This window comes from Capnocytophaga haemolytica (assembly GCF_001553545.1).
In the GTDB taxonomy this organism is placed as follows: domain Bacteria; phylum Bacteroidota; class Bacteroidia; order Flavobacteriales; family Flavobacteriaceae; genus Capnocytophaga; species Capnocytophaga haemolytica.
The window spans coordinates 2037435-2049718 of the sequence record NZ_CP014227.1; the positions used below are offsets into that span (position 1 = coordinate 2037435).

The 12284-nt window shown below is 46.3% G+C and carries 12 protein-coding genes; 4 read left to right on the forward strand and 8 right to left on the reverse strand.

The features are described 5' to 3' along the window. The first annotated feature begins 190 nt into the window (after positions 1 to 190). Complete coding sequence (locus AXF12_RS09130; protein ID WP_066430472.1) at positions 191 to 1669, forward strand: phytoene desaturase family protein; 1479 nt, start codon at positions 191 to 193, stop codon at positions 1667 to 1669. 75 nt (positions 1670 to 1744) lie between these two features. Here AXF12_RS09130 and AXF12_RS09135 read toward each other — a convergent pair whose 3' ends face one another. From AXF12_RS09135 to AXF12_RS12565, 7 genes are all read right to left on the reverse strand, one after another. Then, positions 1745 to 3709, reverse strand: a complete 1965-nt coding sequence (locus AXF12_RS09135; RefSeq protein WP_394336603.1) for a M13 family metallopeptidase — start codon at positions 3707 to 3709, stop codon at positions 1745 to 1747. Positions 3710 to 3856: 147 nt separating this feature from the next. Beyond that, positions 3857 to 4063 carry a hypothetical protein gene (locus tag AXF12_RS09140; RefSeq protein WP_066430476.1) on the reverse strand — a complete coding sequence of 69 codons (207 nt, stop codon included), beginning with the start codon at positions 4061 to 4063 and terminating at the stop codon, positions 3857 to 3859. Between the two features lies 1 nt (position 4064). Further along, complete coding sequence (locus tag AXF12_RS09145; RefSeq protein ID WP_066430484.1) at positions 4065 to 4496, reverse strand: DUF6934 family protein; 432 nt, start codon at positions 4494 to 4496, stop codon at positions 4065 to 4067. Beyond that, positions 4493 to 5071 carry a flavin reductase family protein gene (locus AXF12_RS09150; protein ID WP_066430486.1) on the reverse strand — a complete coding sequence of 193 codons (579 nt, stop codon included), beginning with the start codon at positions 5069 to 5071 and terminating at the stop codon, positions 4493 to 4495. The genes AXF12_RS09145 and AXF12_RS09150 overlap by 4 nt, the downstream gene beginning before the upstream one ends. Before the next feature lie 132 nt (positions 5072 to 5203). Next, positions 5204 to 6064: a PorP/SprF family type IX secretion system membrane protein gene (locus tag AXF12_RS09155; RefSeq protein ID WP_231909911.1), complete on the reverse strand. Its 861-nt coding sequence runs from the start codon at positions 6062 to 6064 to the stop codon at positions 5204 to 5206. Positions 6065 to 6070: 6 nt separating this feature from the next. Further along, a complete protein-coding gene (locus AXF12_RS12560; protein ID WP_231909910.1) occupies positions 6071 to 7123 on the reverse strand; it encodes a T9SS type B sorting domain-containing protein in 1053 nt (350 codons plus the stop codon). Positions 7124 to 7159: 36 nt separating this feature from the next. Then, the gene (locus AXF12_RS12565) at positions 7160 to 7711 is read right to left on the reverse strand and encodes a reprolysin-like metallopeptidase (protein ID WP_262482255.1); all 552 of its coding nucleotides are present in this window, start codon (positions 7709 to 7711) and stop codon (positions 7160 to 7162) included. 309 nt (positions 7712 to 8020) lie between these two features. Here AXF12_RS12565 and AXF12_RS09170 point away from each other — a divergent pair, with 309 nt between their 5' ends. Continuing rightward, a complete protein-coding gene (locus tag AXF12_RS09170; RefSeq protein WP_066430490.1) occupies positions 8021 to 8710 on the forward strand; it encodes an SMUG2 DNA glycosylase family protein in 690 nt (229 codons plus the stop codon). A gap of 172 nt (positions 8711 to 8882) precedes the next feature. On the opposite strand, the gene AXF12_RS09175 is transcribed toward AXF12_RS09170, so the two are convergent. After that, positions 8883 to 10040 (reverse strand): ABC transporter permease, encoded by a 1158-nt coding sequence (locus AXF12_RS09175; protein ID WP_066430492.1) that lies wholly within the window; start codon positions 10038 to 10040, stop codon positions 8883 to 8885. 61 nt (positions 10041 to 10101) lie between these two features. On the opposite strand from AXF12_RS09175, the gene AXF12_RS09180 reads away from it, so the two are divergent. Together AXF12_RS09180 and AXF12_RS09185 are read left to right on the forward strand one after the other, a co-directional pair. Beyond that, positions 10102 to 11346 carry an exo-beta-N-acetylmuramidase NamZ family protein gene (locus AXF12_RS09180; RefSeq protein ID WP_095114465.1) on the forward strand — a complete coding sequence of 415 codons (1245 nt, stop codon included), beginning with the start codon at positions 10102 to 10104 and terminating at the stop codon, positions 11344 to 11346. A 75-nt stretch (positions 11347 to 11421) separates the two neighbouring features. After that, the gene (locus AXF12_RS09185) at positions 11422 to 12279 is read left to right on the forward strand and encodes a GH25 family lysozyme (RefSeq protein WP_066430494.1); all 858 of its coding nucleotides are present in this window, start codon (positions 11422 to 11424) and stop codon (positions 12277 to 12279) included. Positions 12280 to 12284: the final 5 nt, after the last annotated feature.

A 12284-nucleotide genomic window follows, 5' to 3' on the forward strand; every position in this document is an offset into this window, starting at 1 on the left:
ACCACATATATTATAAATAGACTACTCACTAACCTAACATAAAGCAACAAAAAGCAACGATAAAGTAAGGATAAAGCATAGGTAATGCAACAACGAAGCAATAACGAAGCAACAACAAATTTATAGAGGCTATTTTTCAGTTCTTTTCCTAGAAAACACTATCTTTGCAGCCAGAGAAGTAAATCAGCGTATGAATCGTTATGATACAATTGTTATAGGCAGTGGGCTTTCGGGCTTGTATACCGCTTTATTGTTGGCAAAGAGGGGTAAGAAGGTGGCTATTGTAGAGAAAAACAATCAATATGGGGGTAACTTACAGACCTTTTCGCGTAATAAGGTGCTTTTTGATACGGGGGTGCACTATCTGGGGAGCCTCGCCGAGGGAGAAGTGCTCTATAACTACTTCAAAGAGGTGGGTATTATGGAGGATTTAACCCTCGAAAGGCTCAATACTGATGCTTATGACCGTATTTGCTTTGGCGATACACCTGCTATTGAGTATCCGCACGCACAGGGTTATGAGAATTTTATACGGCAATTGCTGGTATATTTCCCTGAGGAGGAGACTGCTCTCAGGCGTTATGCTGAGGAGATGCAAGCCGTATGCGACCGTTTCCCACTGTATCGCAACAGGAGAGAGACGGAGCGTTATGATATAGACCTGCTCTCGCGTAAGTTATTGCCCTTCTTAGATGCCATCACTACCAACGAGCGATTAAAGGCAGTACTCTTAGGGTCGAACTTCCTTTATGCGGGGGTGAGTGAGCAAACGCCGCTCTATGTGCACGCCCTAAGCGTCAATTCGTATATACAAAGTGCGTGGCGACTCAAAAAAGGGGGCTCGCAGATCACCAACTTGCTCATAAAGCAACTGAGAAAACTGAGGGTAGAGCTCTTTAAGAACACTGAGATTACGGGTTTTCAGCTTGATACACAGCATTCTATTACAGGGGCTATAAGCGCAGATAACGCTGTATTTGAAGCAGATAGTTTTGTATCGGCTATCGACATCAAGGCATTGTTGCAGCTTACGGGCAAAACTCCTTTTAAGCCCTCGTTCTACAATCGGGTGATGCGCTTACAACCTGTGGCATCGGTCTTCTCACTGCACTTGGTTTTGAAGCCCAAGAGCTTTCCGTATCTGCCTTATAATGTGTATTGGTTCAGCGACGAGGCAAGCGTATACCGCACATATCCCGAGGCAGGAGCAGCACCCCACACCTATATGCTCTCTATGAGTCCACCACGTGAAGAGGATGGCTACAGCGATAATGCTACAATCCTTACCTATATGTCGCCTGAAGAGGTAGCACCGTGGGCAGATACCTTTAACACGAAGAACGCCCCTAACGATCGCACTGAGGAGTATGAGGCATTTAAGGCAGCTAAGGCTGAGGCATTGTTGGCAGTAGTTTGCGAGAAATACCCCACCCTGCGCGAGGCAATAGCCTATAGCTATACCTCTACCCCACTGACCTACCGCGACTATATTGGCAACCCTACGGGGGCTATCTACGGCTATCAGAAGAACGCTGACCGTATAATGGAAAGTGTTATTATGCCCCAGACGCACATCAAAAACTTGTACCTGACAGGGCAAAGCATCGGGATGCACGGCTTAGTGGGGGTAACTATCAAAGCGGTGGTATGTGCTGAGGTAATTCCTTGAGTGAGTTTATGGATAATAAAAAGAGGCTGCCTGAAAAGTCGGGCAGCCTCTTTTGTATGTTTGTATGTATTTATCTTACCATATCTTCACCCTTTGCTCAGGGGCTTTGTAGAGCTTATCGCCTTCTTTTACGTCAAAGGCTTTGTACCAAGCATCCACATTCACCACAGGACCGAAAGCACGGTAATACCCTGGTGTGTGCGGGTCGGTCTTGGTTTGGTTGATGAGGTATTTCTCCGTAGAGAGCGTACGCCATACGGTTCCCCAAGAGATGAAGAAGCGTTGGTCTTGGGTAAGGTCGCTGATTTTATCTACCGCTCCCTTATCCTTTAAGTACATCTGCAACGCATCGAAAGCTATGTTTACCCCACCGAGGTCGGCGATGTTCTCACCACTAGTAAAGGTACCGTTTACGAATACGCCTTTTACAGGCTCGTACTTGTCGTATTGTTCTGCTAAGGCTTTAGTAACCTTCTTAAAGTTCTCTTTATCGGCAGCAGTCCACCAATTCTTCAAGTTACCCTCAGCATCGAACTCAGCCCCGCTATCGTCAAAGCCGTGGGTCATTTCGTGACCAATTACGGCACCGATACCGCCGAAGTTCACCGCAGGGTCGGCCTCAAAGCTAAAGAATGGGCGTTGGAGTATCGCCGCAGGGAATACAATCTCGTTGTTGAGCGGATTGTAATACGCATTGACGGTTTGCGGACTCATCTCCCACTCGCTCTTATCCACAGGCTTGCCCACCTTATCAAGCTTGCGCTGGTATGCCCATTTGATCACTTGTTGCAGATTATCGTAATACACCGTTTCGCTTGCAGGCAAGATGGTGAGCTTAGAGTAGTCCTTCCACTTGTCGGGATAGCCTACTTTCACCTTGAATTTATCTAACTTAGCCAAAGCCTTTTCCTTTGTTTCAGCAGACATCCAAGTCAAGTCATTGATATGTTGTGCAAAGCTCTTCTTAAGGTAACCAATGAGCTCTACCATTTCTTCTTTAGCTTGTGCAGGGAAATATTTTTCAACATAGAGCTTCCCGAAAGCCTCCCCAAGTATGCCGTTGATAAGGTCTAAAGCGCGTTTGTTCATTGCGCGTTGCTCTTGCTGCCCGCGTAGGTATTTGTTGTAGAACTCAAACGAAAGCTCATCAAGTTCTTTGTTGAGGCTACCTGTATTATTTGCTACAAGGGTGTAACGCAGATAATCTCTCAGCAGGGGCAAATTCTTCTTATTGATAAACTTGTCGTACTCCTTATAGAGGCGTATTTCACCTACCACTACTTTGTCAGTCTTTACACCTACTTTCTCTAAATAAGCAGGGATATTAAGGCTCTTTACGAGTTTTTTAAGTTCTGCCATTGTCTGAGGATTATAGCTCAGGTTAGGGTCGCGATCTTCCTCATTGGTGAGCATTAGCTTTGCCACACTGCGCTCAAAGTCTACAATTTGCTTAGCCTTTTGTGTTGCCTTAGGGTCTTTGAGCACTTTGAATATATCGGCTACAAACTCTTGATACTTAGCCAATGCCTCTGCATTTTCCTTGCTTTCTTTCTGGTAGTAATCACGCCCCATACCCAAGTCGAAAGCACCGAGATAAACAGCATTCTGTGAAGAGTTCTTCATATCGGCATATACACCCCAGCCACAGATAGGGTTGCCACCTTGTGGAGTCGTCTTTTCGAGATAGGCTTGCAGGTCAGAGAGTGTCTTAATCTTCTCAATAGCTGCCAAGCGCGCCGCAATAGGCTTTAAGCCCTCAGCATTACGCTTATCCCAGTCGATATACGAAGCGTAGAGGTCTTTAATCTTCTGCCCTTCGGTGCCTGTGGGGTAGTTCTCCTTAAGGATTTCGTCCAAGATAAGCAAGCAGTGCTTATCGGTTTCCTCGCGGAGCATATCAAAGGCACCCCATCGCGGTTTGTCTGCTGGTATTTTAGCGGTCTTCATCCAGCCGCCGTTCACATAGTTGTAGAAGTCGTCCTGCGGACGCACACTGGGGTCCATCGCCGAGAGGTCTAAGCCCTTCTCAGGAGTGGTCATTTCTGTTGTTGTACTCACTGTTTCTGTAATTGTTGGAGTGGTTGTACTTACTGGTTTCTTAGTGCCACAAGCCGCTAAAAGACAAGCTGCTGAGAGCACCATCACTTTTCTATTGATCTTTTTCATATCGTAAAATTAAATAAATTACTATTCCTTTACACGCTTTTTGCCTACACCTTTAGGTTTTTCTTTTGTTTCCCAAGGAAGTACAGCATTACGCAACTGCTCTTCTGCCAAAGCTAATTTCTTTGGAAAAAGATTGCTCCTACCAAGTTTCTCTTTCAAGGAATCTAAAAATTCACTGTACTGAATATCAGCCCCTTCTATTTCTATTGCTGCTTTACCTACTGTCATATCATTTTCTTTTTACCATAAATCCTATATATTCTTTATTCACTTCAAAAGTCTCAAAAGAGCCATCACTATTCTGTCCATAGACATAAAAATCCTGTTGCAATATTGCTAAGTGTTTTGCTATATTGATACGATAAAGCCTTGTTCGAGTTTCATTACTACCCGTTGCATATACAGCTATCTCAGGATATACCTCTGTAAACTCATACATTGTTGCTACAACTGTTGATAATACCTTTACCATATCTCCATTACTATCATCAACCTCTTGTGTTTCTTCATTCCAATCCCCAAAACCTAAATTATATATCCTTGGATTAGACATAGGCGCATACCCCACCACTTTTTTTATACTCCCTCTCTTCCCAACACTCACAAATTCAAAAGAAGTTAGGTATTTCCCAGCTTTATATGTATATCTGGGATAACTCATTTGATACTGAAATTCTTTCCCAATAGTGCACCTACTTCCTGATAGTTCTTAAAATTGTATATCAATGGATGCCACCTTTCAGGGTTGATCTTATTGCCCTCCATTACCAGATCGTCCGCCACGTGCACCGTCAAGAACCTCAGTTCTACAATGGCATAGCTGTCGCGCTCGTTGATGCGCAACACCTCAGCTTCCGCCTGTATGGGGCACTCAGCAATGCGCAAAGGTTTCACCTTCTCAGAGGGCAAGGTAGTAAAACCTCCAATGGCAAACTTATTGTCCGTATAAGTGTATTTAGCTGCTTTCTGTTCAGGGACAGGGTTCTTCCCCGTATAGCGCGCAATGCCCTCCACCTGCTGCCACATTGTAGCTGTCGGCAAGTTGAACACCGCCTCAGGCACTTGCTTTACATTCTCATAGGCTTGGTTGAGCCTCACCAACCCGATCACGGCATTATTGCCCAGCGTCCAAGTGCAAGATACAGGTGTAACATCCTGGTTTCCTTCACTATCTACCGTACTGAGTAGCACCACAGGAAACCCATAATAAAACATATTAGGTAAAAAAGTCTGCATACTCACTTTGTTTTTAATGGTTACTGGGGGCAAAGGTAAGGCAAATGTTTTAAATAGACAAAATATTTCCTAAAAATTTTATTTACCAATTAAATCGTACCATAAACTCGTGGATATTGTGAACGCTACTGCTCAGGTTGGGATCTCGTTGGTCTCAAAGCCATACCCTACTGATAAGTGCCAGTCGGGAGCCTTGAACATCGCATAGCCATTCATCACTGTTTCAGTGCGGTAGCCAATACCCACCTCTAAGAAATCGCGATAGAGGGCTGCAGCAGTTGCGCAGACTTGATAATGCGTATCCTTAGCGAGATAGGCTTGCATTGAAGGGCAAAGGGTTATATCCTGAGTGATGGGGAGGTAATAACCACCAAGTGCATAGAAGTACATCTGTTCGGCTACGGAAGTGACAATCCCATCTTTCTTCTTTACTACATCAGAAGCTAAGAGGTTGGGTGCCGATAACCCGACGTAGAAACGATCCGTTTTGTAATATACTCCAGCCCCTACATTAGGCTGAAAACGCCCTGAGTAGCCATTGAGGAGTGGGTCGTACTGCCCTTTTTCGTTGTAAGTCTTGATGCGACTGCCATCGAGGTTGAACAGGTTGCCTCCTGCCTTGAGCCCTAAGTAGATTTCGGAGGTTTCATTCAATGGAATGGAGTAAGAGAAGTCGGCAAGGAAGGCTGTTTCTCGCTGAATGAAGACTTTGTTATTCACCACAGAAACTCCCAGCCCAATGCGCTTGGTAAGCCTATAGGTAGTAATTAGACTCTGCACTTGGGGGGCATCAGAGTCATAGGACTGCAGCCATTGATTGCGCAGATTGAGCATAATAGTATGTCCTTTTTCACCCCCTACGGCGGCAGGATTGATGAGGTTCTGGGTTTCAGTATAGAAAATATAATCAACGTAATTCATATTCTGCGCTTGCATTATATGGCTGTAAGCACAAAATAACACCGCTGAAAGTAAAATGTATATCTTATTCATAATAGTTTAATAATTAATGTATATCCAACCTTCTTTGGTTTCTTTGATTTCTGGTAAAGTTAATTTATAGCGATAGAAGCCACGCGGCACTTTCTGTCCGTCGTTGCCAATGCCTCCCCATTTGTTCTTATAGCCGTGCGACTCGTAGATGAGTTGCCCTTCACGGGTGAATATCTGCAAGACGTTCTTTCTGTAGAGAGTGATGCGGCGGATGTTGAACGTATCGTTAATGCCGTCGCCATTAGGGCTGAACGCGTTAGGGATGAGCACCTTGTCGAACTCGTCGTCCTTATCGTTGTCAATGCTGTCGCCATCCTTATCAGGGTCGCAGGCGTCGCCTATGCCATCGCGGTCGGCATCTGCTTGGTCAGGATTGTAATTGTTCGGGCAGTTGTCGCGATCATTAGGCACCCCGTCGCCATCGGTATCCTCATCACAGAGGTCGCCAAGTCCGTCGCCATCGGTATCCTTTTGGTCGGGGTTAGGGGTCTCAATACAGTTGTCCTGACTGTCTTTTACTCCGTCGCCATCTAAGTCAGCGTCATCTCTTACAATGATACTGCCCATATTGACGGCTAAGAAGATATTGTTAGTGGGCTCAATGAGGATACGCCCCTTATCGGTAGTGAGCGAGGCATCGACAGTAAAGGTGTAAGCCCCGTTATTGGGGACGCCTGAGGCAAGGGTATGGCTAAAGGTAGCGCCGTCATCAGTAGAGAAGAGGATGTTCACCTTATCGGCATTGATAGGGGCTTTATCGGTATTGGCTACACTCCATTTGATGGTTTGCGATTTACCGATGAACCAATAGGATTTTTCAGTCTGTGAAGTCACCTCGAAAGGTCCTGCACCGCTTTCCACATCAATTTCTACAGTGGCATAGCTGGTGCTACCTGTCAGTTGGTCGTCGTTCTCACCTACTTTTCTGTCGAGCGCCATCAACGACCAGTGTAGTTTTCGCCTGACGTTGGAGACGGTTTCCCAAAAGGAACGCCTATTAGGGGCACTCTCAGTAAGCCTACCCTCTAAGATGCGCGACATACGGGGTATGTAGCGCACTGGGGTGGTTGTAGAAGAGACAGAGCGCGCTATCGGTCACCTTGTATTATTAGGTGAGAAGCGATCGGCAGTGATGCTCCCCAAATCATCGGACTGCTCCCAAGTGTAATAGAGCTTATCATTATCTGCATCGGTAGCTGACCCCTTAAGCACATAGGCGGTACCTTTGGGGATGGTATAACCTTTCAGAGGGTCTATCTCAGGAGGGGTATTAATAAGATCCTTGGTAGTAGGGCATTTTTGCGTTTTGATGTAATCAACGATCTGCTTTACGCTGATATGGTTAAAGTAAGGGTCGGTACGCGATTGCACGTCATTCGCCCCTGTGATACCTGCATAGCCCATAATGGTAGAACCACTACCAGGCTCAATCTGCACGCCATAGCCTTCAATCTGCAGATTGTGAGTGTGGTTGGCACCCATCTGGTGACCGAGTTCGTGGCAGAAGAAGTCGATATCAAAGCGGTCTAAATCCTCAAAGCTCTTGAAGTTGCCCGCTGAGAAACCTTTGCCTTTATCTTCATCTTTACAAACGCAACCGATACAGCCTGCATTGCCGTTGGCTAAGACACTGTTGTGGAAATTGATGAGCCCCCTTTACCCCTCTTGCAAAAGAATTTTTCTGTGATAAAGGAAGGTAAAATGCTGTGGGCTCCTACCAAGTGGTAAAAGCACCTTGGATGACACTACGAGGTTTTCCACTAAATACCTATTTTTTAGTACTATTTACCAAAAATATACCCTTTATTAGATTTTAGGGGAGCCTAAAAAGGTGGGAGATGTGTTCGAGATGTGTTCGAGCAGTGTTCGAGATGAGTCCGAAAGAAAATTTTTCTGTGGGCAAGGGTTGGCTATTTGAGGGTAAAGATGTATCTTTGCTGCCTAAAATAGAAGTTGATGAAAGCTACTTTTGGTGAAAGGGTGATTGACTTTAATCGCCATTTGAGATACGACGAGGCACTGCCCGAGGGCTTTGCGGTGCTCAATCCGTATGTGGATAACCCTGAGACAATGCAGGTGATGCGGGCGTTCTACGAGCGTTTTTACAGCGACAACGCCCCGCGGAGGTTTATCATTGGCATCAACCCGAGTAGGAACGGGGCGGGCGTTACGGGGGTACCTTTTACGGATACGAAGCGCCTTGAGAGTGCCTGTGGCATTGTGATGCACTCCGCCCATACGCACGAGGTGTCGTCGGTGTTTTTGTATGAGATGATTGCCGCTTATGGTGGGGTCGCAGCGTTTTATAAGGATTTTTATATCAACTCGCCTTTCCCGCTGGCAATCGTGCGTAGGGGCAGCGATGGCAATTGGCTCAACGCTAATTACTACGACGATAATGCGCTGTTTGCCAGTGTACGCCCCTATATGATTGAGACGCTCCGCAAGCATATTACGCTGGGCTTGGATACGGCAAAGGTGTATATCTTAGGGAAGAAGAATGCGGATTTTATCGCAAAGCTCAACAAGGAGGCATCGCTATTCGGTCAGATGGTGGTGCTGGAACATCCGCGCTATATCCAGCAGTATAAGTCGAAGGAAAAGGAGCTGTATATCGATAAGTATATCACAGCACTGAAGGTCTGAGGGTCGTAGGACGACAGCCAATTAGTTGTGCACTGCTACAGCGTTGAAGGTGTGAGGTGCGGGGTATGAGGTATGAGGGGTCGCAGGGCGACAGCCAATTAGTTGTGTACTGCTATAGCGCTGAAGGTCTGAGGTGTGGGGTATGAGCTTTGAGGGTCGTAGTGCTGTTTTGTTAGTCGAATTTCATTGCTTTGGTAGGGGATATTTTGGCAATGACAAAGGATGGCAATAGGAGCATCAATAGGCATACGACTAGCACGCCTACGTTTACCAGCAGGGCGCCTACCCACGGAATGGCAATAGGCACCTGACTGACGTAGTAGGTGGCGGGGTCTAACTTCACTATGCCGTATTGCTGTTGTAGCCAAAGCAGCGCAAAGCCAATGCCATTGCCCCAAAGTAAGCCCAAAGTGATGATGTATGTGGCATTGTAAAGGAAGATGTTGCGTATGCTGCGGTCGGCAGCACCGAGGCTTTTGAGGGTGCCAACCATCGGGGTTTTCTCTAAGATGAGCACCAGCAGGGCAGTGATCATATTAAAGACGCCCACGATGAGCATTATGCCGATAATCAGGTATATATTGAAATCGAACATACTGAGCCACTCGAAGATAAAGGGATATTTCTGCAAGATGGTTTGCGAATCGAGGTGCGAGTTGGTGCGGGCGTATACCTCATTGCCTACCTCGGTAATGTGGTTGAAGTCGTCGATAAAGAGCTCGAAAGTACCGATCTCATCGGCTTTCCACTTATTGATGTGCTGTATCTGTCGGAGATCGACGAAGAGGTATGAGGCGTCGAACTCCTGAAAGCCGCTGTTGTAAAGCCCAACAATCACGAAACTGCGCTGCGAGGGCACTTGTGCGCTTTCGTCCTTGAGGAAAATAGCTTGACATCTGTCGCCGAGCTTTAAGCCCAAACGGTTGGCTAAGTAGGTGGATATGAGCACTTCGTTGCTGATTTCGTCTGTGGTAAAGTCGGGGATGCGCCCTTCGGTGATGAAGTCCTGCAAGAGGTGCCAATCGTAGTCCTTGCCGACGCCCTTGGCTAAGATAGCCTCGTAAGTGGTGGGCGTGCGGAGGATACCTCCTTTGGTGGCTACGGCTTGTATGTGCTTTACAGCGGGAACATCCTTAAACTGTGGATAAAAGGGCTGCTCAAGGGATATGGGCTTGATGGATACCTCAGAGGCGTTGTTGTCGTAATTGAAGATCTGTATATGCCCGTGGAAGACGACGAGCTTCTCTCTGATCTTCTGTTGCAAGCCTACGCCTGTGGCAATGGCAATGAGCATCACCACCACACCGACGGCAATAGCTGTGATTGCCATTTTGATAATTGGCGAAGAAATTGTACTTTTGCCCCCGCTATTAAATATAACGCGTTTTGCTATGAAATATTCAAAGTTCAAATCGATATGCGAGTTTAGAGGTGCCAAAGTTACACTTTTTTTATTAATTGCACTGCTTTCGTGCAAAAATAATGGACAAGAGCATCGTAGCTCTATGACTCAAAAGACTGAAAGTCAGCAGAAAGAGATTATTCCTGCGGCAAACAGAATGTACCTTTACATCAAAGATTTACGCGATAAAAACGTCGCTGTAGTTACCAATCAAACGGGTGTGGTGGAGCGCAAAGACGGCTCGCTGGTTCACTTGGTGGATACGCTGCTGGCGAAGAAGGTGAAGCTCACGAAGGTTTTTGCCCCTGAACACGGCTTCCGTGGCGATGCCGATGCGGGCGAGGTGGTGAAAGATGGTAAGGATGCGCGTACGGGCTTGCCGATTATCTCCCTCTATGGCAAGAACAAGAAGCCCACGGCAGAGCAGCTCAAGGGGATCGACTTGGTGCTCTTTGACTTGCAGGACGTTGGGGCGCGCTTCTACACGTATATCTCTACACTTCACTATGTGATGGAAGCCTGTGCGGAGCAACACATTCCGCTTATTGTGCTCGACCGTCCTAACCCTAATGGGCATTACATCGATGGAGCGGTATTGGAGCCTTCGTGCCAGAGCTTTATAGGGATGCACCCTGTGCCTGTGGTCTACGGAATGACCATCGGCGAGTACGCACAGATGATCAACGGTGAGGGATGGCTCGCTCAGCGTGCTAAAAGCGACTTGAAGGTCATTCCGCTGGCGCACTACACCCACCAGAAGGCTTACCATCTGCCTGTAAAGCCCTCGCCTAACCTACCTAACGATGTGGCTATCAACCTTTACCCAAGCCTGTGTTTCTTTGAAGGCACTGAGGTGAGTATGGGTCGTGGCACTGATAAGCAGTTCCAGATTTACGGCTCACCCTATCTTGAGAAGACCGATTTTAGCTTTACACCCCAGCCTAATGCGGGCGATAAGAACCCTAAGTTCAACGGCAAACTATGCTATGGTGAAGACCTCAGCAGCAGTGTCCGCCTTTCAGCACTTAACCTCTCGTGGCTCAAGAAAGCCTACGAGCAGAGCAAGGGTGTGAAGATGGCGTTCTTCACCGCTTCTTTCAATAAAATAGCAGGCACTCCCGCCCTGAAACAGCAGCTCATCGATGGTAAAAGCGAACAAGAGATTAGGGCTTCGTGGCAGAAAGACATAGAGAAATTCAAGGAAGTGAGAAAGAAATACCTGCTGTATCCGTAGGGTGGTTTTATAAAGAAATAGAAAGTTTATCGCATTATTTTTGGTACATCTAAGTTTTTTTTGTACTTTTGCCGTATGAGAAGAAAATCATCAAAGCAACGCCGCTCTGCGCACAAAGGAGGTTCGCATTGGAAAAGTTTCCTGTGGGGCTTCTTTCTGTGCATTTTTGTTGTAGGCGTAGGAGGAGCTTTGTACATACGGACTTATTACCCAGCAATGTACCAAAAGATTCTCAATAAGATTTCTTCTCGCAAGATCAATACTACTTACGAGAGCCAACGCATTGAGCGCATCGTCAGTCTCCACTCGGATAAGATACTCGGTATTGACCTATCGCATTACCAAGATAAAGGGGAAATCATCTGGGATAGCCTACATATAAAGGTGAATGAACATAAATACCCTTTGCAGTTTGCTGTATTTCGCGCTACGATGGGCAATGATGGCAGTGATAAGAACTTTACCTACTTCTGGAAGGAGGCTAAGCAACACACCCTTATCAGGGGGGCTTACCACTATTACCGCCCCGATGAAGACCCAGAGCTACAGGCGCGCTCTTATCTGAAGAATGCTCAATTGGAGAAGGGCGATTTGCCTCCTATCTTAGATGTGGAGAAGTTGCCTAAGAAGAAATCAACAGAGGCTTTCTTGGCGGATATACAAAAGTGGCTTGACATAGTAGAGCAGAAATACAAACGCAAGCCTATTATTTACACTTATATCAGCTTCTACGAGGATTATCTCTCTCAGAAGTTCAAGAAATATCCTTTTTGGGTGGCTAATTACAACAATGTAGAGGTACCGACCACTATCTTTAAGTGGCAGATGTGGCAGTTCACTGAGAATGGCATCAGCCCTGGTGCAAAAGTGAAGATAGATTTGAACATCTACAACGGTTCCTATGAAGAAATGGAGGCTATCTTGATAAAATAACTCTT